Here is a 25347-nt window from a genome sequence, read left to right on the forward strand (position 1 = left end):
GAAGATACCGGCTTGCGTCGGTTAAAGGTTACTAGATGCGGTCGAGATTCGTCTCCGATCAACTCAACGCAGTCATGCGTTTTTGACGCTCCGGTCGCCGACCCGTTCGGTGTTTTTATGCTGATCCACATTTCCACCGGCGCATTCGGACGGCGGTCCGGAAGTCGAGGTGATCGATCGGCTCACTCGCGGCGGAGACTAAGGCGTCGGAGGGTTCACTCGCAGCGGGATTGAGACACCGGACGACTCACTCGCGGCCCTGGCCAAGCGGTTTTTTTCTGTCGACCTCGACCTCGACGTGGATCGAATCGGGGAACTCACGGTCGACCATCTCACGGGCGACGTCGTCCGAGCCGTGGATCTCGAGACGCCGGGTGTAGACCGTGTACTCCCACGGCGAGAACTGGTCGCCGGGTGCGAGTCGTTTGTACAACTGGACGCGTGCATGCTCGGGTGGGGACGCGTGGGGACCCTTGCACTCCACGCCCTTCCGTTCGACCGATCGCTTGAGGTCGGCGACCGTCTCCTCGAGGACGGTCCGATCGCCGGATTCGAACGAGAGTTTGGTTACGAAGGTCATTCTCGGGATGTCCGTGCGTCCGTGTCGGAAGGGTAAAAACGCACCTACCCGAGGTCACGACGCCCCGCCCGAAATCGATCGGCGCCGCGATCGACCGTCGAAGCACCCGTCTGACAAAAAGGGGGCCGTCCGACACCCTCTTTAGAGGCGGCATCGTATAATTTGGTAATGACGGTCGAAGCGACGAGCGCTGGAGCCATCCTCTTCCGCGACACCCGCGGCCATCGAGAGTACTTGCTCTTGAAGAGCCGTCCGGGGGACTGGGAGTTCCCCAAAGGCGGGATCGAGGGGGACGAGGAGCTCCAGCAAACGGCGATCAGGGAAGTTAAAGAGGAGGCCGGTATCGAGGACTTTCGACTCATCGACGGCTTCCGCGAGGAGTATGATTACGTCTTCGAGGCGAACGGCGAGACTATCCACAAGACGGTTCATCTGTTCATCGCTCGGTCCTTCGAGGCGAGCGCCGAACTCTCGAAGGAACATCGTGATCTTCAGTGGCGAGATTACGACCAGGCGGCAAACACGATCACTCAGGACGGTCCACGTGAGATCTTCGAGCAGGCACACGAGTTCCTCGACGAGATCAAAGCCGAGTCCGAGAATAGATACCACTAACTCCGCCATCGATCCGGGATCGAGCCACTCCAAGACCGGACTGCGCCCGCGTCTCTAGCTTTGCGTGCGTCACGACCCGCGTGCGTCAGCGTCACGACCCGCGTGCGTCACGATGATCGATCGACGGAAGGCTGACGCACCAGGATCCCTACGTAGGATTTTATGTCTGACCGGATACAATCAAGCGACATGGACGGGCGCCGAGACGAGCTGTTGGCCTCGCTGTTTCGAGACACGAGACGGAACGCGATCGTCGGCTGGGTGATTTTCGGGCTCGTAGCGCTCGCGTTCGTGGAGAGCCTCTTCGGGTTCGATCTGCTGTGGACGGTCGTTTCGGCGGCGACGATGGTCGTGATGGCGTTGCCGGCGGTCGTTCGACGCGACTGGCGCGTGATTCTTCCATGGGAGCTGTTACTGCTCGCAGCGCTTCCGGTCGCGACGCGGGCCGTGATCCCGGACGTCGAGATAGGGATCTTCGCGTCGTATCTCGCGCTCGCTGCGTTCGCGCTGTTGGTCGTCGTCGAACTCGACATGTTCACGGAGATGCGTGTCACCCACTGGTTCGCGGTGGCGTTGGTCGTGGTGACGACGCTCGCCTCCGGAGCGGTCTGGACGATCATCAGATGGTACCTCAACCGTTCGATGGGCACTACGTATCTCCTCGATAACGAGGCACTCATGATCGAGTTCGTTCGGATCGCGCTGGCGGGAATCGCTGCCGGCTTGCTCTTTGATCTCTACTTCCGGCGACGCAACCAGATGCTCAAACGGCGACTCGAGAGTGAACTTCTCGAGTCGAACGTCTCCGGGGAGGCGAACGAGTCGTGATCCAACGGATCCGCCGCCGCCTCGGGCGCAACCAACAGCGCTGGCTGGCTCGCGCGATGCAGGTCATACTGGTTGGATTCATCGGCTATGGCCTGTGGACTGGCAAGCCGAAGACGGTCACGAACGCGGCGGCCGGGCTCGCGATCACGTTCGTGCCGGCGATCATCGAGCGGAACTATCGCATCGCGCTTGATCCTTTCCTGGCCTTCTGGATCACCACCGCGGTGTTTTTACACACGCTCGGGTCGGCAGGACTGTACGCCACCGTCGGCTGGTGGGACCACCTCACGCACGGCGCCTCCGCGTCGATCATCGCCGCGATCGGCTATATCGTCGTCCGAGCGATCGATGCCCACCACGATGAGATCGTCCTCCCGACGCGGTTTTTCGTCGTCTTCGTCGTCTCGTTCGTGTTGGCCTTTGGCGTCCTCTGGGAACTTTTTGAGTTCGGACTCGACGTCTTCGCCGCCGCTACCGGGATCGAGATGCCGCTTGCCCAACACGGCCTCGACGATACCGTCAAGGACCTGCAGTTCAACGCGATCGGCGCTCTGATAGTCGGTTTGTGGGGGCAAGCGTACCTGACTGGCGTCGGTGAGAAGCTCGCCGAGCGGTTCACCGACACCGGAGATCCGGGCTGAAAAGGCCCGGAGCCGACCGGCCCGGTCGATTCCATCGGGAGCCCCAACCGCCAGGCTTTATCCGTCCGGGTCTGTACCGGCGACATGGATCAGTTGGAGCAGTCGCTGCTCGACGCCCCGATCATCGAGAAAGGAGAATACGAGTATTTCGTCCATCCCATAAGCGACGGCGTTCCGATGTTGAAACCGGAACTGCTCCGGGAGATCGTCATCCGGATCATCCGAAAGGCCGAACTGGAGAACGTCGACAAGATCGTCACTCCCGCCGCGATGGGGATCCACATCTCCACCGCGCTCTCGCTCATGACGGACATCCCGCTCGTAGTCATCCGGAAGCGACAGTACGGACTCGACGGCGAGGTCCCGCTGTTTCAAGAGACCGGCTACTCCGAATCCGAGATGTATATCAACGATGTCGAGTCCGGCGATCGCGTGCTCGTGATCGACGACGTGCTCTCCACCGGCGGCACGATGAAGGCGGTACTCGACGCACTCACGAACGAGATCGGCGCTGAGGTCGTCGACGTCGTCGCCGTCATCAAGAAGGCCGGAGAAAACGAACTCGACGACACCGACTACACCGTTCGGACGCTCATCAACGTCACCGTCGAGGATGGCGAGGTCATCGTCGTTGACGCACACGGCGACGGATAAGCTCCCACGCCTGCACTCATCGATCAATCAGCGTCGACTGACCCCACATCAGCCACCTCTGCATCGACTGCGTCGGCGTCGACGGGCTCACCCCCCGTTATCTCGAAGCGCGCGCCACCCGTGTCCGCGTCCGTCACCACCACGTCCCAGTCGTGAGCCTCGGCGATCTCCGAGACGATCGCCAGCCCCAATCCGGTTCCCTCGCGGGCGGTCGAGTATCCGTACTCGAAGACGGTAGAACGATCCGCCTCGGGGATGCCGGGACCGTCGTCCTCGAAGTAGAAGCCGACCGGGCCGGACGGGGAGTCGTCGAGGGGCCCGACGGTGATGTTCACCTCCGGGCCGGCGTGTTCGATGGAATTCCGAAGAAGGTTCTCGAAAAGCTGCTGGAGCCGTTCTGGATCAGCCAGGAGCACCACGTCGCCGTCGACCGACAGCGTCGCCTCTCCAGCGTCGATCATGCTCCATGCCGCCTCACAGATGCTCGACAGCCGGACGGGCTCGGTCTCGTCGATCGGCTGTCCCTGGCGAGCGAGAGTGAGCACGTCGCTGATCAGCTCCTCCATCCGGTCGAGCGCTCGGTCCGCGGCCTCCAGATGTTCGATCAGTTCCACATCTCCAGCTTCCGAATCCATCGCGAGGTCGATCCGGCCTTGAACGACGTTGAGGGGGTTTCGGAGGTCGTGTGAAACGACGCTCGCGAACTGTTCGAGCCGCTCGTTTTGACGTTCCAGTTCCATCCGGTAGCGCTCGTGGTCGGTGACGTCAGTGATCGTGACGAGCCGTCCGAGATGTCTGGACCCCACGGTGAAGGGACCGATCGAGACGTGGAAATATCGGGTCTCCCCGTCGATATCGATCGGACGGACGTTCTCCTCGGAGTCGATCGCGTCCGCGACCTCCGGAAGGACCTCGTCGATCTCCCGGCCGATGATGGAGGGCCCCGAAAGCAACGGGAAAAGTCGCCTTGCGGAGACGTTGTAGTCGGTGATCCGGTCTTCATTGTCGAGGATGATCACTGGGTCGTCGGACTCCGTGGCGATCCGGGTCGCCTGAAACCGGTCGAAGAAGATCGAGGTCACCCCGACCGCGAACACCGCGACACCGAGTGGCTCGTAGGTCATATCGAGCACGAACGGAAGCATGTAACCGAGGAGGTCCAACGCGAGCGGAAGGGCGGTGAATCCGACCAACACGGCAAGCGGCCTCGTGTCGGCGCCGACCTGCGTGAACTGCTCGAAAAGCATGAATATCCCGACGGCCGCGAGCGCGTAGGCCAGTCCCATCGCGAGCCAATGGCCGATCAGGTGCTGAACGCTGAGGTGGACGAACGGCTGCGTGACGAACTCGGTAGTGAAATACAGTCCATGGATCGGATTCGTGAATTTCACGAGAATCACCGCGAGATAGAGTCCGACAGCGAAGCGTCGGTAAAGAGCCTGTCTATGGAGGGTTCGGCCGGTGTAGGCCGAACAAAAGTACAGCCAGGCACCGATCGTCGAGAACCCCGAAACGAGTCCGGCGACGTAGAAGGCGATCGCGATCGGGCCGGACGGGGCCAAAAGGAACCCGACGTGGGCGGACGCCCACCCGCCACTGAGAACGAGGAGCCCGATCAGCCCGCGTCGGGTGTCCGCGTCGTCGAAGCGACGAGCGCGTGGAATGGTCAGGAAACACGTGAGTGCGGCCGCGCCGAACGTGAGCACGTAGACGGCGAGGACGGCCTGACCTGAAAGCGACGATTGAAGGGGCACGACCGCCCGTTTCGAGCGGTCGGATAAAGGAGTTTACCCCAGCGCGTCGATCTCACTCGATCCGGAAGATCGGTTCGTCGATCCGTTCGGATCGACATTCCGGACATCGAGACGGGAGGGTGATCGGATCGTCGAAGTCGTCGAACCCGCACTCGCGACATCGCGGAGGGACGACGAGAAACTGCTCATCGTCGTCAAGCGAGGCCGCGACGTGTTCGAGGTGTTCGTAGACGACCGATCGGGGACGCGAGACGGTTTCGGAGAGATCGCTTGCGGTGGCGTCCGTCTCGCGAAGCCGATCGGCGATTCGCTGGCGCGTCGTTCGCTCCATGTCCATTCGTAGGTCGCGGCCCGTAATATATCGTAGCTAATCGGGGATACAACACAAGAGTGATACGACCCCTCCTCGTCTGCGCGAGTATATGAAGGCGGTTGTACTCGCAGGCGGGTACGCGACGCGGTTGTGGCCGATCACGAAGGATCGACCGAAGATGTTTCTCCCTATCGGGGAGAACACGGTCATCGACGAGATCTTCGCGGATCTCGAGGCCGACGACCGCATCGAGGAGGTGTTCGTCTCGACGAACGAGCGGTTCGCCGACGATTTCGAGGAGTACCTCACCGAGACGCCCTTCGAGAAGCTCACGCTGTCGATCGAGGACACGACTAACGAGGACGAGAAGTTCGGCGTCGTCGGCGCGCTTGCCCAACTCGTCGATCGTGAGGGTATCGACGAGGATCTCGTGGTCGTCGCGGGCGACAACCTCATCAGCTTCGACATCGCCGAGTTCGTCGACTTCTTCGAGGACGCCGGCGAGCCCGCACTGGCTGCCTACGACGTCGGCTCCCGCGAGAAGGCCAAATCCTACGGCCTCGTCGAACTCGAGGGCGACCGCGTCGTCGACTTCCAGGAAAAACCCGAGGACCCCAAGAGCACGCTCGTCTCGATCGCCTGTTATGCGTTCCCGGCCGAGCAACTCGACGACCTCGACACGTATCTGGAGGCGGGCGAGAACCCTGACGAGCCCGGCTGGTTCATCCAGTGGTTACAGGAGCGTCGCACGGTTCGGGCGTTCACCTTCGACGGCGCCTGGTTCGATATCGGCACGCCCGAAAGCTATCTGGACGCCATCGAGTGGACCCTTGATGGAGGCGCAGTCGTCCACGAGAACGCAACGGTCGTCGACTCGACGCTCGGCGAGACCGTCCACGTGATGGAGGACGCGACCGTCGAGGAGACGACGCTCGAACGCGCGGTGGTCTTCCCTGACGCCACGGTTCGAAACGCCGAGATCCGTGGCTCGATCATCGATCGGGGAACCACGATCGAGAATTTCGACCTCTCGGGCGCGCTCATCGGCGCCCATACCTCCATCACCAACGGCGGCCAGTTCTAGAAAGAACGAGACGAACCAGGTGAACGGGAGCGGACTCAGGCCAACTTCGCATCGAGGATCCGCAGGTGCCCCCGCGATCCCTCCCAGACCGGTTCGCTCGTCAACTCGATCGGGCGATCCATGTGTGGGGCGTCCGTCACGAACGTCTCGAATTCGCCGCCTTCTCCGAGGATGTGAACGCCGTATTCAGCGTTGAGCTCGCGAAGCTCCGCAAGCGCATCGCGATCAAGAGTCCGGCCGAGCCAGGAGGCATCGAGGCCGTAGGCCGCCACCTGAACGATCGTGATCTCGAAGCCGGCGTCGATCATCGCTTCTGCGAGTTCGACCGGATCCTCCTGCCACAGCGGGGCGAAGAGATCGATCCCGAGACGATCACACATCGCCTCGATCCGGGCGGTCTGGAACTCGCTTTCGACCGCCCCGGCGGTGACGCCGGCGAGATCGATCCCGGACGAGTCCCGAAGCTCCCGGAGGGCCGTCTCGAGAGGCTCGATCTCCGCGTCACCCCGGCTACCGGCGTCCGAATCGGCGGAGTCTCCCGTCTCGAAGTCCGCCGGTTCGACGTCGATCGTCTCGATCCCGATGCTTTCGGCCGCGAGGCTCGACAGCTCGGTCGCGGGAGTGTGATACATGTAGGAGTCGCCCGCCGGATGGACCGTCAACAGCCGGGCGACTGAAAGTCCCTTCTCGAGGGCCTGATACAGCGCCCACGAGGAGTCCTTGCCCCCCGAAAAGAGACTGATCCAATCATCGCTCATGGATCGAGGAGAGGTCCAGAGCGGTAAAGCCGCAGCGGTCGACCCCGAGTGTGGCGAGAGGACGGCATCCACGGGGTGCAGATTGTGATCGGGAGTACGTTGATACGTCGGGACGCCGAAGCCCCAACTGGGACAAACAGATGTACGAACACGTACTCGTTCCGACGGACGGCAGCCCGACAGTCGAAACGACGCTCGATCACGCGATCCCGATCGCGCGTGACAACGATGCAACGGTGCACGGCCTCTACGTCGTCGACAACCGGATCGTCACCGCAGCCGACAGCGACACTCGATCGGACCTCGAATCCTCCCTCCGTGAGGAGGGGAAAACAGCCGTCGAGACCGTCACTGATCGGGCCGAGTCGGCAGGGCTGGAGGCCGTCGGGGAACTTCGCAAGGGGACCCCCTGGAAGGAAATACTCACGTACACCGAGGAGGCAGACGCCGATCTGATCGTCATCGGCACGCGGGGCAAAAGCCCGCGAGAGAAGATCGTCTCGCTCGGCAGCGTCTCCGAACGCGTCGTCGACAACGCGTCGACGCCGGTCTTCGTGGTTCGCGGCGGCGAGTAGGACACGATAGCTAGCAACTGGCTGCGGGGTTGGTAGCTAGCAACTGGCTGTCAGAAGCGGGGTACAAAAGGCGACTCGAGGAGAAACGAGCGAACGGCCGGCGCGATTTTAATCCGAGATGAACTCGTTGTCTCGCCAATTGACGCCGCCGTTCCCCTCGCTGTTGCCCTGTGGACTCTCGACGACCTCGACCGTTGCGGGGCGTTCTTCGCCCTCCACGATCCGCGTCGCTTGGAGGTCGCCGTCATCCTCGGTGATCGCCGTGAGCGTGCCCTTCTCGGAGCGCAACGCTATCTCGCGAAGCACGAGAAACATCGGATACTGAAGCGCCGTGTTCTGCAACACCGTCTCACGATCGCCTTTGAAACAGGCGAACTCGACGAGCTCGGAGGGAATTTCCTCCTCCTCGTCGTCCATCCACTGGGGACCGCCCGCCCGCGGCGGCTCCTCCTCGTAGACGCGCGTCTCCGTGACGGAGGCCTTGAGTTGAGCCGTTGGCGTGTACTTGCTGATGCTCTCGTCCGACGTCTCGGCTTTGAATATGAGCGTGTTATTTCGGCGTGTGATATCCACGTCGTCGATCTCCGGCGGCAATTCCGGATTGTTCTCGAAGTAATCCTCTACGTCTTCGAGTGGCAGTTCGAGCGTCGAATGAAGTCGGAACACGCGGCCTGACATGGTTGAGATGGGGTGGGTCGTCACAGCGGCGACACTGGGACAGCACCTACCACTCTCTAGGGTGCGAAGCCTTATAGGACCTACTCTTCGCCGAACGGACGTCGACGGTCGCCGTCAGCCGACAGTTGCCACGGTTCGGGGGCACCGAAGTCGATCAGGATCGACCTCACTCGACCGACAGCGTCGATTCGAGATCGCCGCGTTCCTCGAGTTCCGCGAGAATGTCGCTGCCGCCGACGAACTCGCCGTCGACGAACGCCTGCGGGATCGTCTCCCAGTCGCTTCGGTCCGAGAGGGCCTCTCGATACTGCGGGAGTGCCGGCAGGACGTCTATCGTCTCGAACTCCGAAACGTGCGTCGAGATGAGCTGGACTGCCCGCTTGGAGTAGCCACACTGCGGCATCAGTCGGTTGCCCTTCATGAACAGGACGACGTCGTTCTCATCGATAGCCGACTCGACGTGGTCGGCTATCGTCTCGGCGTCATGGTCGCTTTCGGGACTGAACGTCATGGGAACGGATATGCGCCGGTCACCGAAAGAGGTTGCGCCCGCGGCGAGTCCGTCCTTTCCCTCGCGGTCGAACGGTGGCTGGGGGAACTCCCTCAGTCCTCGCGGTCGACACGAACAACGTTGATGAGGGAGTATAGCGGCACACCCTCGATCTCGTTTCTACCCTGCTTGTCGACGAGCACACAGCAGCCGACGGGCTCGCCGCCCCGTTCGCGGATCGCGTTTATGGTCTCGGCCATCGTGGTCCCCGAGGTGACGATGTCGTCGACCACGTAACACTCCCGGTCACGGATGCCGGCGAAATTGCGCGAGAAGCCGCCGCCATGTTCGGCGATATCTCCCTCCTCCCACTGATGTTTCGCGGGGGCGTACGCCCCCAGATCGGTATCGAGCGCGCGTGCGACCATCGTCGCGATCGGCACGCCGGCCTTCTCGACCCCGATCGTCAGATCAACGTCGCCGTCGATCTTCGAGAGTAGGTCGGCCATCGCCTCCCCGGCGTGGGAGAGACGCGTGGAATCACGACCGATCGCCGACCAATCGACGTGGATGTCGGCGGTGGCACCCTCTTCTCGATCCGCGGTGTCGGGCCGGGCATCCGCGTCCGCGCCAGCACGCTCGACGAGCCAGCTCGCCGTCTCGCGGGAGACGTTCAGTTCGTCGGCGATCTCCCCCTTCGAAAGCCCGCGATCGGCAAGCTCCGATGCGTTCGCGATGAGGTCATCGACGTTCTTCATGTGCCCCCGTTCGACGGCCGTTTTAATAGTCGTGTCGTCATCGTCGGCGAATGAGGACGACGGCGACGGTGCCGTCGATCTCCACTCCGGGTCGCATCGACGAGGAAGTTTTTGGCCGTCGCGCGCGGATGGGCGAGCGTGTGTACGCTCACGCTCGCCTGGAACGTGTTTCCCGGATCACCGATCGTGGCCGTGGCGAACCGCGACGAGGCCCTCGATCGACCGGCGGAACCGCCACGCGTTCGTCCTCGGAGAGACGACCGACCTGGGATCGTCTCCCCACGGGACGGCCGCGCCGGCGGCACCTGGGTCGGCTGTACTGACCGCGGGGTCTACGCAACGATCACGAACCGATGGCTCGATGCCGAGATCGATGGCGACCGGTCGCGAGGTCGGCTCGTCGACGACTGCCTTCATCAGTCCTCGACCCGAGCGGCTGTCGATCACGTCACCGAAGCGGTCGACGAGCACACGTACGCCGGATTCAACCTCATAGTCGCCGACCGATCCGAGGCCGTCCTCCTCGAATACGACGGCGAGTTGCGAACCGTCCGTCTCGATCCGGGAGTTCACGCGATCTCGAACGTGGGCGGCGTGATCGATGGGACGACGCGATTTTACCTGCCCGACCGGCGCCAGGAGGCGGGCACACAACGGAGGGAGAGCACGATTCGACTCCACGAGCACCTTCGTCCGCAGGTCGGCGAGGACGTCAACATGTGGGTCGAACGCGCCCGCGACGCGCTCTCCGATCACGAGTTTGGCGCATGCATCCACGGCGACGGGTTCGGGACGCGTTCGAGTTCGGTTGTTCGGGTCGGATCGCGGATCACCGTCGAGTACGCCGATGGCCCGCCCTGCACGACGACCTACGAGCCCGTCCCGATCCCCGATTCGTGGCCGCGGGTCGAGTCCAGTTAGCCAATCGAAGCGCACGGTGAGACCGCAGTTGCTGCGGCCGAGGAGCGGAAGGTCACTTTTAAGCGACTCGCGGGCAGGAGATAGGACATGAGCGTGTCCGAACTCGAGGCCGAACTCTCGGAGGACCAACGCGAAGGGCTCGACCTCATCCGGGAGACCGGCGGGATCCATCAAAGCGACTTCTGGAAGGAACTCGATGTCTCCTCACGAAAGGGGAGCCGCATCGCGGAGGCGCTCTCCGAGGCCGGACTCATCGAGCGCGAATCGACCGTCTACGACGGACACAACACGTACTTTCTGGAACCGACCGCCCGCGATCTCGATTTCTCGCTTTTGATGGCCGGCGACATGCTCTCGCCGTTCATCGGCGAGGAGGAGATCGATCCGCGCTCGGACGCCTTCTCCCAGTGGCTCATGAACCTGGCCTACGAGGAGTACTGAGTCGGACCCCACCGACGACGCGTCCTCTCCAGACACCGAGCACGGCTTCCGATCTCCGTTCACTCCCGCGAATTTCCGGCAAGGGGTTCCTCGATCGTGGGGGTTTGTGGGGCATCGACGACGGTCTCGAAGAACCGCCCGGAGATGCTCTCACGGACGACCTCCATGAGCGTCTCCGTCGAATCGTCATCGACCTCGGCGAGGATGCCGAGGGGAATCTGGGCGCCGGCCATGTCGTCGTGGCCGCCGGCCGATCCGATCGGTCCGAGTGCATCTCTGAGCGTCTCGCCGATGTCAACGTCCGACCCACGCGAGCGAGCCGACGCGTAGACCACGCCGTCGAGATAGCCGTAGACGAAGGTGACGGTGATCCCCTCCAGATCGAGTAGCCGATCGGCCGCCTGCGCGAGCGCGTCACGATCGGTTATCTCGCCGACGCATGAGGCGACTACCGATTCACGGACATCGCGTTCGCGGATCGCGGTCGCGAGGATGTCGAACGTCTCCGGACTGACGCTTGGTTGTTCGACCCGTCTGAGCGTCTCGACGTCGGCCGTCTCCAGGAGCCGGGAGGCCGCCTCGAAGTCCGCGACGGAGACCTCCCGGATGAACTCCCGGGTGTCGACCCGGAGCCCGAACAACAACGCAGTGGCGATCCGCTCGTCCAGTTCCATGGCCAGCCGGTCGAAGTACTCCGCGATGAGAGTGCTCGTCGCGCCGATCGACGGGCGAATGTCGACGTACCGTGCATTCACCGGCGCGCGCGGAGGGTGATGATCGATGACGAAGTCAACCGTCGTCCCCTCCGGGAGCCCGTCGTTGACTCCCGGACGGGAGTGATCAACGAGTGCGATGCCGGCATACGTATCCAGATCGATCCCGTCGAGATGCTGAAGCGAGATGTCGAGGACGTTCACGAGCGCCCGGTTCTCCTGATGGGATATCTCGCCGCCGTAACACGCGTCGGCGTCGACGCCCGCTACCTCGGCGATATGCTGGAGGCCGATCGCGCTGGCGATCGCGTCAGGGTCGGGATTGTCGTGGGTGACGACGGCAAGCGGCCCGGAAAGCGACTGCAGAACCGAGAGGAGATCGACGATCCGCTCGTTTTCGTTCGCGCCGGTGACGTCCAACACCCGGTCAGCGATCGCCTGGACGGGATCAACGATCCGGTCCGCGATGCCAGCGAGCGCCTCGCGAACGGAATCCGGCGGATCGACGCCGACACAGACGACGATGGAGGCGTCGGGATACCGATCGCGAGCGGTTCGGGCCACCGCCAAGTTCCGATCGGGATCGTCGTCGGCGACGATGACGACCTCCGCTCGGTCGGGATACGACCGAGCGTCGGCGGGGTCGGCCTCGACGGCTGCGACGTTCGACTCCCGAAGCGTCGTAACCCAGCCGGAGTCGTCGGTGACGACGTAGACCTCCCCGCGCTGCTGGCGTGCCTGCTCGATGAGCGTGTGGCCGACCGAGCTACAGCCCAACACCAGTCGTCGAACCATGTGAACACGATAGGACGCTCGGCGCCTAAAACGGTGCCGTCCGGGGAGCGACGATCGACCGGGCGAGACCGTGGCCGGCAAAAGGGGCGATCGGAAAGCGGCCGAGTCGAACGGGAACGGATCGCGGTCGTCTTAGCCGAACAGCGCCGTCGCGGCTGCCTCCGCGGTCTCGATGACCGGGCCGAATCCGGGCAAGACGAGGACCGTGGCGACAGCAGCGAAGATGACCGCGCCATACAGCGCCGTCGGCCGTGAGTCGATGGTCGGAAGCGATCCCGACGGGTCATCAATCCACAGGGCCTTGACGACGCGGCTGTAGTAGTACAGCGACAGGACGCTGTTTATCGCGCCGACCGCTGCAAGCCACCAGAAGCCGTTGAATACGGCGTTCATGAACAGGAAGTACTTCGAGAAGAACCCGCCAAGCGGGGGAAGTCCCGCAAGCGAGAACATGAAGACGGTCATGGCCAGCGACGCCATCGGCGCCGTGCGACCGAGACCGGCGTAGTCCTCGAAAGTCCGACCGACGCCCCAGTGTTCGACCATCGCGATGAACAGGAACGCCCCGGTGTTCATGAAGCCGTAGACGAGCAGGTGTGCCATCGCGGACCCCATCACGGCGCCGTTGTGACTGCCGCCGGCCGAAAGCGCCGCCAGTCCGATCAGCGCGTAGCCGGCGTGGCCGACCGAGGAGTAGGCCAGCATCCGTTTGACGTTCGTTTGTACCGCGGCCGCGAAGTTCCCGAGGGTCATCGTGACGACCGCGAGGATCGCGAACGCGAGCGGCCAGTCAATACCGGCCGCAAGCGAGGCCCCGATCGGGAACGCCTCGGCGAACACGCGGAAGGCGACCGCGAACCCGGCGGCCTTCGAGGCCGACGAGAGGAAGGCACTCACCGGTGCCGGGGCGCCCTCGTATGCGTCCGGTGCCCAGAAGTGGAACGGCACCGAGGCGGTCTTGAACGCGAACCCACCGATCATCATCACGACGCCGATCCCGGCGACGCCCGAAAGCGCGCCGAGATCACCGAATGCGGTCGCAACGTCACCGAGGAGAAGCGATCCGGTCGCGGCGTAGACGAGCGAGATTCCGAAGGCGAAAATCGCCGAGGAGACCGCGCCGACGAGGAAGTACTTCATCGCCGCCTCGACGCCGCTACGGTTCCGTTTGAAGTAGGCAACGAGCGCGTACGACGGCAGTGAGACCATCTCCAGGGCGACGAAGACCGTCGCGAGGGAGTTTGCCGACGCCAGAAGCGCCATCCCGGTTGCCGCGAAGGTAACGAGCGAGTAGAACTCACCGGGCGTCTCGTGGTCGACGAGATAATCGTGGCTCGCGACGACTACGAGCGCCGTCACCGACGCGACGATGGCGGTGAAAAACAGCGCGAGGCCGTCGATCTTGAGTGCGTCCGCGAACAGGTAGATCGCGCCACCGGTCGCGGGCTGGCCGGTGCCGACAGCGAGATACCACACCGCGAACGCTAGCGAAGTGAGCGATCCGATCGCCGCGATGATCGACGAGGCGGCGTTCGTCCCGCTTTTCGGACGGAGAGTGTCGTAAAGCAACAGCACGAGGCCGGTGAGCGCAAGCGCGAGCGCCGGCGCGAGTGCCATCCACTCGGGAAGCGGTGCCGAACCGGTCTGGGCCGGAACGGCTGCCAGCGGTTCACCGATCGACGACTGTAGCGTGAGCGCCATCAGTTGACACCTCCTTCAACGACCGGAGCGACCGCATCGCGCATCATCTCGAAGATGAGATCCGGGGCGACGCCGAGAACGATGATCGCGACCAGAAGCGCCGCAAGCGGTAGCGTATCGTGGAGCGCCGCCGGCCCGATATCGTAGTCGGTATCGAGCCGGTAGGGACCAAACAGGGTCCGCTGCATCGCGAACAGCAGGTAGCCGGCGACGATCACGATGCCGAACATCGCGACCGCGGTGAACACCGGCATCAGGCCGTTCGCGACCGGCGAACCGAACGAGCCCACGAAGACGTAGAACTCGCCGGCGAAGCCGGCCATCAGCGGCAGACCCATGTAGCCGAACGCGCCGGCAACGAGGATCCACACCGCGACCGGCATCCGGTCCGCGACCCCGGACATATCCGTCACCATCCGGGTGTGGGTGGCGTTGTAGATGACCCCGACCGCCATGAACATCAACCCGGAGATGAGCCCGTGAGCGACCATCTGGAAGGTCGCGCCGCCGACGCCGTAGACGGTGTAGGCGATCAATCCGAGGGTGACGTATCCCATGGAGGAGACGGACGAGTAGGCGACGATCCGCTTGAGGTCCTGCTGTGCGAGCGCGAGCATCGCGCCGTAGATCACGGACGCCACGGCGACGATCGCGATCGGGACCGCGAGCGCGGTCGCCTGCTCGGGCAGCATCGTGAAGTTGAATCGGAGCAATGCGTAGGTACCCATCTTCAGGAGGACGCCCGCCAGAAGCACCGACGCCGGCGTCGGCGCCTCGACGTGGGCGTCCGGCAACCAGGTGTGAACCGGCACCATCGGGACCTTCACCGCGAACCCGATGAACATCGCGAGGAACGCGATCATCGCGATCGAGCCGGGAGCGATCCCGTAGAACGGTTCGAGTTCCCCGGCGGCGATCGACGCCGCGATCTCGGGCATCCCGAACGTCTCGACCGGGAGGCTAAACACGAGCGTCATGAACCCGAGGAACATGAGCAGCGAGGCCGCGTTCGTGTACACGAAGAACTTGATCGCGGCGTACTTGCGGCGCGGACCGCCCCAGACGCCGATGAGGAAGTACATCGGCAGTAGGACGGCCTCCCAGAAGACGAACCATGCGAAGAAATCAAGCGCGGAGAACACGCCGAGGAGGTTCGCCTCCATGAACAGCATGAGGCCGTAAAACTGGCTCTGCCGGTCGTCGATCGGCGTCCATGCCGACAGGATCGCAAGCGGAACGAGGAACGTCGTGAGCACGACGAGCGGCAGGCTGATGCCGTCGAGACCGACGAACCACTGAACGGTGTATCCACCGATCTCGATCCAGTCGATCCGCGTTTCGAACGCGAGCTCGCCGCCCATGAGGGCGTTTCCGCTCCCGTCGAACAGTGACCACAGGTAGAGGCTCCCGACGAAGGGAACCAGGCTGAACGCGAACGCGAGACGGCTTGCCCACCGGTTGGGTACGGCGAGCACCGTCAGCGCGGCCGCGAAGGTGAATGCGATGAGTACTTCGATGATCACAGGAACCACCCCCCGAGAACGCCCAGGACGATGAGCAACCCGGTGAGCCCGAGCGTCAGGATCGCCGCGTAGTTGGTGACGATCCCCGTCTGGACGCGGCGAATTCGCTCACCCGCCGCGAGGCTCACCGAGGAGGTGCCGTTAACCACGCCGTCGATCACGCCCTGATCGAAGGTGTCGGCGACGCCGGCGAGGCCCGCCGTCCGATCGGCGAGCCAGACCTGCAGTTCGTCCTGGTAGTAGTTGTTGTACAGTACCGTCTTGATGCCGCCGAGTCTGGCCGTGTGTTCGGCCGGGTCGGCAACGTTATACAGCGTCCACGCGGTGGCGACGCCGAGCAACGCGAGCGCGAGCGAAACGCCGGCACCGACGAGGACCGTGGCCGCCTCGCCGCCGGCGATGTATCCGGAGGTGTAGGGACCGAGATCGGCGTAGTGGTGGGAGGTGAGTTCGGCAAAGCCGCCGTACTCGCCGTCGAGCCACCGGTGGAGGAAGTCGATACCCTCCACGCCGAGGACCTTCTGAACGGGGACCATGTTAACGACGCCGGCGACGACCGCCAGGATGCCGAGAACGGTGAGCGGCCCCTTCACGTTCCAGCGAACCGAATGCGGGTTGCGTGCGGTCTCCGTGCGCGCCTCGCCGTGGAAGGTGAGGAACACCATCCGGAACGTGTAGAAGGCGGTAACGGGAACCGCGAGCAGACCCATCGCCCACGCGGCAAGCAGCAGCGGCTCGTTCAGGCCGTGTACGAACGCCTCATAGAGGATCTCGTCTTTCGACCAGAATCCGGCGAACGGGAAGATACCCGCAAGCGCGAGCGACCCGGCGAGGAACGTCCAGTAGGTGACGGGCAGTTTCGCCTTGAGTCCGCCCATCTCCCACATGTTCTCCTCGTGGTGCATCGCGATGATGACCGCGCCGGCTCCGAGGAACAGCAGGGCCTTGAAGAAGGCGTGAGTCATCAAATGGAAGACTGCAGCGACGTACCCGCCCGCGCCCAGCGCGAGCATCATGTACCCGTACTGGGAGATGGTGGAGTAGGCAAGCACCTGCTTGAGTTCATCCTTAACGACGCCCATCGTCGCGGCGAAAAGCGCCGTGAAGCCGCCGATGAAGGCGATGATCGCCATCGTCGTCGGCGTCAACACGTAGAATCCGTACATCCGGGCGATGAGGTAGACGCCGGCGGCGACCATCGTCGCGGCGTGGATGAGCGCGGAAACCGGCGTCGGGCCCTCCATCGCGTCGGGGAGCCAGGTGTGCAGCGGGAACTGTGCGGACTTGCCGATCGCTCCGCCGAGCACCAGCAACCCGAGCACGGTGAACCACGTCTCGGTTCCGAGACCGAACGGCGTCCACGCGTTGAACTCGCCGGCAAGCGCCTGCTCTGCAAGCACCGGGAAGGATTCAGATCCGGCGAACGCGGCCGTTCCGAAGGTCGCGAAGATCGCGACCACGCCCACGAGGAAGAAGTAATCGCCAAAGCGAGTGACGAGGAACGCCTTCTTCGCGGCCGAGGGCGGGCCGGGTTCGCGGAAGTGGAAGCCGATCAGCAGGTACGAACAGAGGCCGACCAGCTCGAAGAACATGAACGCAATGAGCAGGTTATCGGCGACGACGAACCCAAGCATCGACGCGGTGAACAGGCCGAGTCCGGCGTAATACCGCGGGAGGTCGGGTTCCCCCTCGTCGTTCATGTAGCCGAGCGAGAAGACGTGCACGAGCAGCGCGATGAGCGTCACGATGACGAGCATGAGCGCCGACAGCGGATCGATCAGTACGCCGAAAGCGAGTTCGATCTCCTGTGGCCCGATCCCCCCGGAGGCCATCCCGTCCGTCGAGACCCACCGGTAGAGGGTTTCAGCATGCTGGCGTCCGCTCGCGACGGTTACGAGCACCCAAAGCGACAGCAGGAACGATCCCGCCGTCGCAGCGATACCGCCGAACGCGCCTCCCTTTGGCAGATACTTGCCCAGGAACAGCGCGACGAGGAACGATACGAACGGCAACGCGACGATCGCGGGTACGTAGGCAAAAGCATCAACCATCTTACCACCTCATCTCCCGTGGAACTGTCACGTCGGTCACGCCGAAGTTACGGTACATCACGAGGATGATGCCGATCCCGATCGCGACCTCGGCGGCCGCAAGCGCGATCACGAACAACGCGAACACCTGTCCGGTGAGATCGCCGTAATACTGCGAGAAGGCGACCAGGTTAATGTTCGCGGCGTTCAGCATCAACTCGACGCTCATCAGGAAGTACAACGCCTCACGGCGCGTAAGCACGCCGAACAGGCCGATACAGAAGACGGCCGCGGCCAAAAGCAGGTAATACTGAGCGGGAACCACGGTCACTCACCGCCCTCCCCGGCCTTTCTGCCTTCGGTAAACGCCGAGCCGACCGCCGAGACGATCGTTCCCTCCTCCTCACGTTTGGAGAGATATAACGCGCCGTCGATCGCGACGTCGAGCGTGAGCGCCACGATCAAAAACGCCGCGAGGAATCCCTCGGTCGAGCCCGCAAGCGCTCCCAACTCGAGGTTGAACAGCGCGAACCCGATCTCGTGGGTGATCCCGTACTCGCCGAGTTCGAAGCCGGCCGGCTCCCCGAAGTCCGCGCTCAGGAAGACGGCAGCCATCACGGCGAAAAGCAAAAGCGACGTGAGGCCGGGAACGAGTCCCCGATCCTCGGCGTCGTAGTCTGCGTCGGGCCCGCCACGTTCGCGTGTGTCCGGGTCGTCACTCATACACTACTCACCTCCGGTTCGTCGGTACGCGTGAGCATCACGGCAAACGTGATGAGGATGAGAACCCCGCCCACGTAGACGAGGATCTGCATCGCGGCCAAAAACTCGGCCTGCAACATCACGTAATGCACCGCGACGCTCAACAGGGCGGCGCCCAAAAGCAGGGACGCGTGAAAGAGGTCCCGTGCCAAGACGACGCCCAGGCTGCACGCCAACGTAATGAGGGCGAACAGCGCGAACGCGATGGTTTCAAGCACCATTGTGTGTGTCTCCGTTCAGATGTCCTTTGAAGATTTCGAGAGCGACTCCGCGTCGCTTCGAACTACTGGTAATCGACCTCCCCGTCTCCCTCACCGATCCAGGCGCCGCGATCGGGGTTTCGCGAGCCTAGCGGGTCGATACCCTTGTACCACGGGACGTTCTTGAGCTGTTCTTTGTTGTACACGAAGTCGTCTTTCGTGTCCGCGGTGAATTCGAAGTTCTGTGTCAACAGGATGGCGTCGACGGGACAGACCTCCTCGCACAGCCGACAGTAGATGCACTGTCCGATGTGGAGGTTGTATTCCTCGCCGTTGCGCTGTTCGTCCTGTACGATCTGTATCGTGTCGTTCGGACAGACGTTCTCGCACTGTCGACACCAGATACACCGTTCCTGACTGAACTTGTGGACGCCACGGAACCGCGGGCTCACGTCGGGGGCGACGTCGGGATATTCCACCGTGAACGTCGTCCCGTCGAGCGCGTGTTTCATCGTGGTCGCCATCGATTTGAGCAATCCGATCATGAGACGATCACTCCCACGAGCACCGCCGTGAGAAGCAGGTTCGCGAACGACAACACCAACAGTCCCTTCCAGCCGATCTCGATGAGTTGGTCGATACGGACGCGCGGAAGCGCCGAGCGGCACCACTGAGTGAACAGGAAGAACGCCCAGATCTTGACCACGAACCAGATGAACCCGATGCTCGCCGGTCCGGGGCCGGAAGCGCCACCGAGGAACGCGACTGCGATGATTGCCCCGCCGAGGAAGACGTGAAGGAACTCGCCGAGGTAGAACAACACGAAGTACGCCGAGGAGTATTCGGTCTGATACCCGGCGACGATCTCAGTCGGTGCCTCGGGGATGTCGAACGGATTCCGACCGATCTCGGCCATGTTTGCCACGACGAACAACACGAACGCGAACGGATTGACGAACGCGTACCACGCGGGAATCGTCACGCCCGCGATGGTAAACAGCGCCTCCTGTTGGGCACTCACGATCGCGCTGGTCTGAAGCGTCCCGGCGAAGATCACCACGGACATCGCGGTGACGATAAGCGGGATCTCGTAGGCGAGATTCTGTGCGACCGCCCGAAGCCCGCCGAGCAGCGAGTACTTGTTGTTCGAGGCGTAGCCGGCCATCACCAGCGAGACGGAGGCGATCGACGCAAACGCAAACACCAGCACGAAGCCGACTTCGGGGTCGGCAAGCTGGAGGTTCACGGGACCGATTCGTCCCATCGGGATCACCGAAAAGCCGAGCAGGGCAGAAGCCGGAAGGACGATCGGCGCGAGATCGTAGGCCGGCCGGACCGCGTCCTCCGGGATGATGAGCTCCTTGGCGAGCAGATGGACTGACGCCGCCGGGATGATCAACAGCCCGAACGGACCGATCCTGTTGACCGCGATCCGGTCCGTAAACGCCGCCGTTATCTTCCGTTTTGCCCATGGCCCGGCAACGCCGGTGAACGCAAGCATGATGTTGCCGATCAGGAAGGCCGCAATGAGCGCGCCGACGATCTCCCCGAGGATACCCGGCAGTCCAAGCGCAGTCGTGACCTGTTCGGGAAACAGCTGGGCGGCGATCGCGTCGCCGGCCGGCGCGAGCGAACCGCCGGTCATCAGCGGTCCACCTCCCCGAGAACGATGTCGAGGCTCCCGAGGGCAGCGATCATGTCCGGGATGTACTCCCCGTTTGCCATCTCCGGGAGCGTCTGTAGATTCGAAAAGCACGGCGAGCGGATCTTAAAGCGCGCCGGCTTGTCCGTCCCGTCGGAACGGATGTAGACGCCGAGTTCGCCCTTTGCACCCTCGACGGCACGGTAGATCTCGGCGTCGTCGTCCGGCTTGAGCGTCCGAGGCACGTTCGCCTGGATGTTACGCTCCTCCTCGGGCCAGTCCTCGAGCAGGTCGATACACTGTTCGATGATCTTCGCCGACTCCTCGACTTCGCGCATCCGGACGAGCAGGCGGCTGTAGTTGTCACAACCGTCCTCGGTGACGACGTCCCAGTCGAGTTCGTCGTAGTAGCCGTACGGGTCGTCACGACGAAGGTCGTAGTCGACGCCGGAGCCCCGAAGCACGGGGCCGGTCGCGCCGTAGTTCTTCGCGACGTCCGGCGGAAGGATCCCCGTGCCGATCGTTCGGGCCTGGAGGATCTCGTTGGCGGTAAGCAGGTCGTGATACTCCTCGATGGAGCCCGGTAGCTGATCGAGGAAGTCCCGCGTGTCCGAGAAGAACTCCTCGCGCGGCTCCGGGAGGTCCCAGACGACCCCGCCAAGTCGGAAGTAGTTGAACATCATCCGCTGACCGGTGAGGTCCTCGAGCAGGTTTTGGACCTGTTCGCGGTCGTTGATCGCGTACATGAACGTCGCGGTGAAATCGCCGTTGACGTCCAGCGCGAACGTCGCAAGCGCCAACATGTGTGCGGCGATCCGACACATCTCGGCACCCATCGTGCGGATGATCTGGGCGTATTCGGGAACCTCGATGTCCGCCAGATCCTCCGCCGCGCGGGCGTAGGCCCACTCGTTGAGCAGGCCGGCCGAGATGTAGTCCCATCGGTCGGGATACGGCATGATCTGATGTCTGTAGGTTCCCGACTGAGCCATCTGCTCCTCGTTACGGTGGAGATAGCCGATGTCGGATTCGACGTCGGCGACCTGCTCACCGTCGAGGGTCGTCTTCAGGTGCAACACGCCGTGGGTGGCCGGGTGGTGTGGACCGATGTTGATGAACATCGTGTCCGACTCGTCGGCCATGTGGTCCTCCTGAAGCGGGTTGGCGTGCTCGCGAAGCGAGACGACCTGGGGTTGATCCTGATCGTAATCGAGCGAGAGCGGATGTCCCTGCCAGGTGTCGGGAAGCAGGATTCGGCGCAGGTCGGGGTGGCCGTCGTACTCGATGCCGACGAGGTCGTAGGCCTCCCGTTCGTGCCAATCAGCCGTCCGGAAAACGGGTTCGGCCGACTGTGAGACCGGATTCTCCTTATCGGCGGGGACGACGATGCTCACCTCCTGTGTCGGGTCCGCGAACTTCTTGAGGTGGTAGATCGACTCGTATCGGTTTTCGTACTCCTGTGCCGTGACCACCGAGAGGTGGTCGTAGTCGGCCTCCTCTTTGAGCGTCGAAAGGACGTCCTGGACGGCATCCGGACGGATCACGAATCCGGGCGCGTTGCGGTGGTCATCGCGGCCGATGACGTGAACGCCGAGAAGCTCGGCAAGCTCATCGGGGTCCTGCGTGGGGACGACCCCGGCGGAGTCGGCCGGTTCGAGGTCGGATTCCGGATCTTCCAAGCTCATGGCGAATCAGCGAAGTCGTATCGCATCACGAGGTCATCCTCGTCGATCTGATCGGTCAGGTGTTCGACGAGTTCGTCCTGTTCGAGATCCGAGAACTGTTCGAGCTCGTAGGGCTTTACCGTCACCGGGCTCGCCTCGCCGTTGGCGATCCGCTCTTGGAGCTTGGCGACGCCGTAGACGAGGGCCTCGGGACGGGGGGGACAGCCGGGGACGTGGATGTCGACCGGGATGACCTCCTCTGCGCCCTTGATGACGTTGTATCCCTCCTGGAACGGGCCGCCGGAGATCGTACACGATCCCATTCCGACCACGAACTTCGGCTCGGGCATCTGGTCGTAGACGCGTTTCATCCGCGGGGCGAACTTGGAAACGATCGTCCCGGGGACGATCATCACGTCGGCCTGACGAGGCGACGCGCGCGGCACGCCCGACCCGAACCGATCGAGGTCGTGTTTGACCGCGTAAGTGTGCATCATTTCGATGCTACAGCAGGCGATCCCGAACTGTAGCATGAACATCGAGGACCCACGGGCCCAGTTGAGGAACTTGTCGAACTTCGTGAGGATGAACGGCGAGGAACCGAACGCCTCCCGAAGCCGCGAGTTGAATCTGTCGCCGCGGCCCTCGCCCATGCGGGCGTCGCGGGTGTCTGTCACCACCGCGGAGTCATCCGTAATAAATGGTTGGTTACTACTCATAGTTGGTCACGTTCCGTCTTTCGGCGGGCAGCACGGGGACTTTGCATCCACTCGACCGCGCCATTCCGCCACGCCCAGACGAGTCCGATCGTGAGAATTCCGACGAACGCGAGCATCGGCCACAGGATCTGCAACATCGGGACGCCGGCCTCCAATGCTGGCCGATAGACGACGGCCCACGGGAACAACAGGACCGTCTCGATGTCGAACACGAGGAACAACAGCGCCACCATGTAATACTGGATGTTGAACCGAATGTGCGCGCTTCCGGTCGGTATCTCGCCGGACTCGTAAATGGTGCGTTTGCCTTGTTCCGGCACGCTTGGACGTAACAACGCCGAGACCGCCATCATTCCGAGGGGAATGGCGATTCCGACGACCGCCAATGCGCCGATAGCTATCCAATCGCTCATACAGGTCTCCGTAACGTGAGGTGATTTGGTTGGACCCTACATAAGCGTTGATTCTCGTGCGCGGGGGGAAGACGACGGGTTCAAGCGGTGTCGGAGATAGTTTCGTCAGGAGTTTCCTTTGCGAAAGCCGTCAAGCCCCAGATCGTGGAGGTCCCGGGACACTTGGGCAACCCCGTCCTGCAGCTCCTCGTGATATTCGCGGAGGCGAGTCTCTATCGTATCGTGTTCGCGCGCGAGGATCTGGGCCGCCGAGAGTCCCGCGTTGAACGACTTGCCGGCGTCGACGGCGACGATCGGCGCTCCGGTCGGCATCCCGATCACGGAATCGACCGATTTCTCCTGGACTGGAACGCCGATCACCGGAACCGGATAGGCGATCGAAGCGGTCATGTTCGGGAGGTCGGCCGACTTGCCGCCGGCACCCGCGATCACCACATCGAGACCACGATCGGTCGCCGTCTCCGCGTACGCGTACATCAGATCGGGCGTTCGGTGTGCCGAGACGACATAGCTCTCGTAGGTGAATCTGGAATCCGGCGGGTCGTCGAAGTCGGTCTGTTCCGCAAAGCCCAACTCCGAAAGCGCCTCGTAGGCGCCGTCCATCGTCGGGAGGTCCGAATCGGACCCCATGATGATGCCGACGTCCGGTGTGGTCTCCGGGTCGGCGTCCCGTTCGGCTTCGGCTTCGAGTCGGTCGATGAGTTCGGTGACGGTAGTCATGATTCGATGAGTCGGGTCGTCGATCGTCAGTCGGTGAACGTCAGGGCCTCGCGCAACTCGCGTGCCCGAGCGAGTCGTTCCGCAATGGTGTCGGCGGGATCCTCGATCACGTCCGTGGAATCGGACGCATCCACAGAATCAGAAGCGTCCGTGAACTCGGAGCTGGTCGAATCCGTCGCCGGACCGCTCACGGTCAGATGTCCCATCTTCCGGAGCGGACGAACGTCGTTCTTGCCGTACCAGTGGAGATCCGCGTCCGATGCCTCGAGAATCGTCTCGACGCCCGAGAGCGTCGCCGGCTGGATATCCTCGACATCGCCGAGAACGTTCGCGGTCACCGTGGGCGCACTCAACTCGGTCGGCCCGAGCGGCCATCCGAGGACCGCACGGACGTGGTTCTCGAACTGGGAGGTCCGTGCGCCCTCGATGGTCCAGTGGCCGGAGTTGTGTGGCCGCGGGGCGATCTCGTTGACGAGCACTTCCCCCTCGACGGTCTCGAACAGTTCGATGCCATAGACGCCCCGACCGTCGAGGAACGTGAGGACGTCCCGGGCGACCGACTCGGCTCGACGAGAGACCGCGTCGTCCGTCCGGGCCGGCGTCGCGCTTTCGCGGAGGATCTCCTCGCGATGGATCGTCTCGGTTACGGGATAGGTCCGGACCTCCGTGGCCCCCTTCACGCCGATGACGGAGAGCTCCCGTTCGAAGGGAACGAACGTCTCCGCCATCGCGTTCGCACCGATCTCGCCGATCGCCGCCTCGGCGTCGGCCGGATCAGTGACAGGGCGGTTCCCGCGTCCGTCGTATCCGCCCTCCCGGGCCTTGAGCATCACCTGTCCGAACCGGTCGAGGGCGTCCTCGAGATCGGCGACCGAACCGACCGCCTGAAACTCCGGCACCGGGATGCCAGCATCCGCGAGGGCCCGCTTCTGGACGAGTTTGTCCTGGATCGTCCGGAGGGAGTCCGGATCGGGGTGGACCGGGACATCGTACTCCTCGCTCGCCGCCGCGAGGACGTCCGGATCGGCGAGTTCGATCTCGTAGGTGAGCACGTCGGCCCGATCGGCGAGGTCCCGTATCGCCGCCTCGTCATCGAAGGCACCCACGATCTGGTCTTCGACCACCGGCGAGGCCGGGCACCCGGGCGTCGGATCGAGCACGACGACCTCAACGCCGAGTCGGGCGACCGCCTCGCCGATCATCCGCCCGAGCTGTCCGCCGCCGACGATCCCGAGCGTCGGCCCTGGTAGCGTAACTGTCACGCGCGTGGGTTGCATACGTCGGTGCATAAGGGTTGCCTCATACGACGATCGGATACCCACAAACGCGGATCGAGGCCTGAAAACGCGACCTGACGGACCGGCAGAACGACCGA

At 63.3% G+C, this 25347-nt stretch carries 29 protein-coding genes; 8 read left to right on the forward strand and 21 right to left on the reverse strand.

Annotation, left to right across the window (positions count from 1 at the left end; genetic code table 11):
• Positions 1 to 247 precede the first annotated feature (247 nt).
• The gene (locus ACERIT_RS07860) at positions 248 to 580 is read right to left on the reverse strand and encodes a 30S ribosomal protein S10 (protein ID WP_373674291.1); all 333 of its coding nucleotides are present in this window, start codon (positions 578 to 580) and stop codon (positions 248 to 250) included.
• Positions 581 to 748: 168 nt separating this feature from the next.
• Here ACERIT_RS07860 and ACERIT_RS07865 point away from each other — a divergent pair, with 168 nt between their 5' ends.
• The 4 genes from ACERIT_RS07865 to hpt all read left to right on the forward strand — a co-directional run bounded on the left by ACERIT_RS07865 (position 749) and on the right by hpt (position 3318).
• Positions 749 to 1195 (forward strand): bis(5'-nucleosyl)-tetraphosphatase, encoded by a 447-nt coding sequence (locus ACERIT_RS07865; RefSeq protein WP_373674292.1) that lies wholly within the window; start codon positions 749 to 751, stop codon positions 1193 to 1195.
• Between the two features lie 189 nt (positions 1196 to 1384).
• Entirely contained in the window at positions 1385 to 2023 is a 639-nt protein-coding gene (locus ACERIT_RS07870) for a hypothetical protein (protein ID WP_373674293.1), read from the forward strand.
• Between the two features lie 56 nt (positions 2024 to 2079).
• Positions 2080 to 2664: a hypothetical protein gene (locus ACERIT_RS07875; RefSeq protein ID WP_373674379.1), complete on the forward strand. Its 585-nt coding sequence runs from the start codon at positions 2080 to 2082 to the stop codon at positions 2662 to 2664.
• A gap of 84 nt (positions 2665 to 2748) precedes the next feature.
• Entirely contained in the window at positions 2749 to 3318 is a 570-nt protein-coding gene (hpt, locus tag ACERIT_RS07880; protein WP_373674294.1) for a hypoxanthine/guanine phosphoribosyltransferase, read from the forward strand.
• Between the two features lie 23 nt (positions 3319 to 3341).
• Here hpt and ACERIT_RS07885 read toward each other — a convergent pair whose 3' ends face one another.
• Together ACERIT_RS07885 and ACERIT_RS07890 are read right to left on the reverse strand one after the other, a co-directional pair.
• Positions 3342 to 5072 carry an ATP-binding protein gene (locus ACERIT_RS07885; protein WP_373674295.1) on the reverse strand — a complete coding sequence of 577 codons (1731 nt, stop codon included), beginning with the start codon at positions 5070 to 5072 and terminating at the stop codon, positions 3342 to 3344.
• Positions 5073 to 5124: 52 nt separating this feature from the next.
• Complete coding sequence (locus ACERIT_RS07890) at positions 5125 to 5403, reverse strand: transcriptional regulator (protein ID WP_373674296.1); 279 nt, start codon at positions 5401 to 5403, stop codon at positions 5125 to 5127.
• Positions 5404 to 5494: 91 nt separating this feature from the next.
• Here ACERIT_RS07890 and ACERIT_RS07895 point away from each other — a divergent pair, with 91 nt between their 5' ends.
• Positions 5495 to 6469: a sugar phosphate nucleotidyltransferase gene (locus tag ACERIT_RS07895; RefSeq protein WP_373674297.1), complete on the forward strand. Its 975-nt coding sequence runs from the start codon at positions 5495 to 5497 to the stop codon at positions 6467 to 6469.
• A 35-nt stretch (positions 6470 to 6504) separates the two neighbouring features.
• Here ACERIT_RS07895 and ACERIT_RS07900 read toward each other — a convergent pair whose 3' ends face one another.
• Entirely contained in the window at positions 6505 to 7227 is a 723-nt protein-coding gene (locus ACERIT_RS07900; protein WP_373674298.1) for a diphthine--ammonia ligase, read from the reverse strand.
• 140 nt (positions 7228 to 7367) lie between these two features.
• On the opposite strand from ACERIT_RS07900, the gene ACERIT_RS07905 reads away from it, so the two are divergent.
• On the forward strand, positions 7368 to 7802 hold the full coding sequence (locus ACERIT_RS07905; protein WP_373674299.1) for a universal stress protein: 435 nt from the start codon (positions 7368 to 7370) through the stop codon (positions 7800 to 7802).
• Positions 7803 to 7910: 108 nt separating this feature from the next.
• Here ACERIT_RS07905 and ACERIT_RS07910 read toward each other — a convergent pair whose 3' ends face one another.
• From ACERIT_RS07910 to gfcR, 3 genes are all read right to left on the reverse strand, one after another.
• Positions 7911 to 8480 (reverse strand): hypothetical protein, encoded by a 570-nt coding sequence (locus ACERIT_RS07910; protein WP_373674300.1) that lies wholly within the window; start codon positions 8478 to 8480, stop codon positions 7911 to 7913.
• Between the two features lie 166 nt (positions 8481 to 8646).
• Positions 8647 to 8991, reverse strand: a complete 345-nt coding sequence (locus ACERIT_RS07915; RefSeq protein ID WP_373674301.1) for a glutaredoxin family protein — start codon at positions 8989 to 8991, stop codon at positions 8647 to 8649.
• Between the two features lie 92 nt (positions 8992 to 9083).
• Positions 9084 to 9728: a transcriptional regulator GfcR gene (gene gfcR, locus ACERIT_RS07920; RefSeq protein WP_373674302.1), complete on the reverse strand. Its 645-nt coding sequence runs from the start codon at positions 9726 to 9728 to the stop codon at positions 9084 to 9086.
• Between the two features lie 138 nt (positions 9729 to 9866).
• Here gfcR and ACERIT_RS07925 point away from each other — a divergent pair, with 138 nt between their 5' ends.
• Positions 9867 to 10649: an NRDE family protein gene (locus ACERIT_RS07925; protein ID WP_373674303.1), complete on the forward strand. Its 783-nt coding sequence runs from the start codon at positions 9867 to 9869 to the stop codon at positions 10647 to 10649.
• Positions 10650 to 10736: 87 nt separating this feature from the next.
• Entirely contained in the window at positions 10737 to 11090 is a 354-nt protein-coding gene (locus ACERIT_RS07930; protein ID WP_373674304.1) for a helix-turn-helix transcriptional regulator, read from the forward strand.
• 59 nt (positions 11091 to 11149) lie between these two features.
• On the opposite strand, the gene ACERIT_RS07935 is transcribed toward ACERIT_RS07930, so the two are convergent.
• The 14 genes from ACERIT_RS07935 to ACERIT_RS08000 form a co-directional block, all read right to left on the reverse strand.
• The gene (locus ACERIT_RS07935; RefSeq protein WP_373674305.1) at positions 11150 to 12598 is read right to left on the reverse strand and encodes a DHH family phosphoesterase; all 1449 of its coding nucleotides are present in this window, start codon (positions 12596 to 12598) and stop codon (positions 11150 to 11152) included.
• Positions 12599 to 12730: 132 nt separating this feature from the next.
• Entirely contained in the window at positions 12731 to 14215 is a 1485-nt protein-coding gene (locus ACERIT_RS07940) for an NADH-quinone oxidoreductase subunit N (RefSeq protein ID WP_373674380.1), read from the reverse strand.
• Between the two features lie 83 nt (positions 14216 to 14298).
• The gene (locus ACERIT_RS07945) at positions 14299 to 15822 is read right to left on the reverse strand and encodes a NuoM family protein (protein ID WP_373674306.1); all 1524 of its coding nucleotides are present in this window, start codon (positions 15820 to 15822) and stop codon (positions 14299 to 14301) included.
• Complete coding sequence (gene nuoL, locus ACERIT_RS07950; RefSeq protein WP_373674307.1) at positions 15819 to 17873, reverse strand: NADH-quinone oxidoreductase subunit L; 2055 nt, start codon at positions 17871 to 17873, stop codon at positions 15819 to 15821. Before nuoL ends, ACERIT_RS07945 begins: the two co-directional genes overlap by 4 nt.
• A 1-nt stretch (position 17874) precedes the next feature.
• Positions 17875 to 18177: an NADH-quinone oxidoreductase subunit NuoK gene (nuoK, locus tag ACERIT_RS07955; protein ID WP_373674381.1), complete on the reverse strand. Its 303-nt coding sequence runs from the start codon at positions 18175 to 18177 to the stop codon at positions 17875 to 17877.
• 2 nt (positions 18178 to 18179) lie between these two features.
• A complete protein-coding gene (locus ACERIT_RS07960; protein ID WP_373674308.1) occupies positions 18180 to 18575 on the reverse strand; it encodes an NADH-quinone oxidoreductase subunit J in 396 nt (131 codons plus the stop codon).
• Positions 18572 to 18835 carry an NADH-quinone oxidoreductase subunit J gene (locus ACERIT_RS07965; protein ID WP_373674309.1) on the reverse strand — a complete coding sequence of 88 codons (264 nt, stop codon included), beginning with the start codon at positions 18833 to 18835 and terminating at the stop codon, positions 18572 to 18574. The genes ACERIT_RS07960 and ACERIT_RS07965 overlap by 4 nt, the downstream gene beginning before the upstream one ends.
• A 62-nt stretch (positions 18836 to 18897) precedes the next feature.
• Positions 18898 to 19359, reverse strand: a complete 462-nt coding sequence (locus ACERIT_RS07970) for an NADH-quinone oxidoreductase subunit I (protein WP_373674310.1) — start codon at positions 19357 to 19359, stop codon at positions 18898 to 18900.
• Positions 19356 to 20459, reverse strand: a complete 1104-nt coding sequence (locus tag ACERIT_RS07975; protein ID WP_373674311.1) for an NADH-quinone oxidoreductase subunit H — start codon at positions 20457 to 20459, stop codon at positions 19356 to 19358. The genes ACERIT_RS07970 and ACERIT_RS07975 overlap by 4 nt, the downstream gene beginning before the upstream one ends.
• Positions 20459 to 22141 carry an NADH-quinone oxidoreductase subunit D gene (locus ACERIT_RS07980; RefSeq protein ID WP_373674312.1) on the reverse strand — a complete coding sequence of 561 codons (1683 nt, stop codon included), beginning with the start codon at positions 22139 to 22141 and terminating at the stop codon, positions 20459 to 20461. Before ACERIT_RS07980 ends, ACERIT_RS07975 begins: the two co-directional genes overlap by 1 nt.
• On the reverse strand, positions 22138 to 22839 hold the full coding sequence (locus ACERIT_RS07985) for an NADH-quinone oxidoreductase subunit B (protein WP_373674313.1): 702 nt from the start codon (positions 22837 to 22839) through the stop codon (positions 22138 to 22140). The genes ACERIT_RS07980 and ACERIT_RS07985 overlap by 4 nt, the downstream gene beginning before the upstream one ends.
• Positions 22836 to 23252, reverse strand: coding sequence for an NADH-quinone oxidoreductase subunit A (locus ACERIT_RS07990; RefSeq protein ID WP_373674314.1), 417 nt, complete (start codon positions 23250 to 23252; stop codon positions 22836 to 22838). The genes ACERIT_RS07985 and ACERIT_RS07990 overlap by 4 nt, the downstream gene beginning before the upstream one ends.
• Positions 23253 to 23357: 105 nt before the next feature.
• Positions 23358 to 23972, reverse strand: coding sequence for a 5-(carboxyamino)imidazole ribonucleotide mutase (gene purE, locus ACERIT_RS07995; RefSeq protein ID WP_373674315.1), 615 nt, complete (start codon positions 23970 to 23972; stop codon positions 23358 to 23360).
• Between the two features lie 26 nt (positions 23973 to 23998).
• A complete protein-coding gene (locus tag ACERIT_RS08000) occupies positions 23999 to 25234 on the reverse strand; it encodes a 5-(carboxyamino)imidazole ribonucleotide synthase (protein WP_373674316.1) in 1236 nt (411 codons plus the stop codon).
• Between the last annotated feature and the right edge of the window lie 113 nt (positions 25235 to 25347).

The organism is Halopenitus sp. H-Gu1 (assembly GCF_041821145.1).
Lineage (GTDB): Archaea > Halobacteriota > Halobacteria > Halobacteriales > Haloferacaceae > Halopenitus.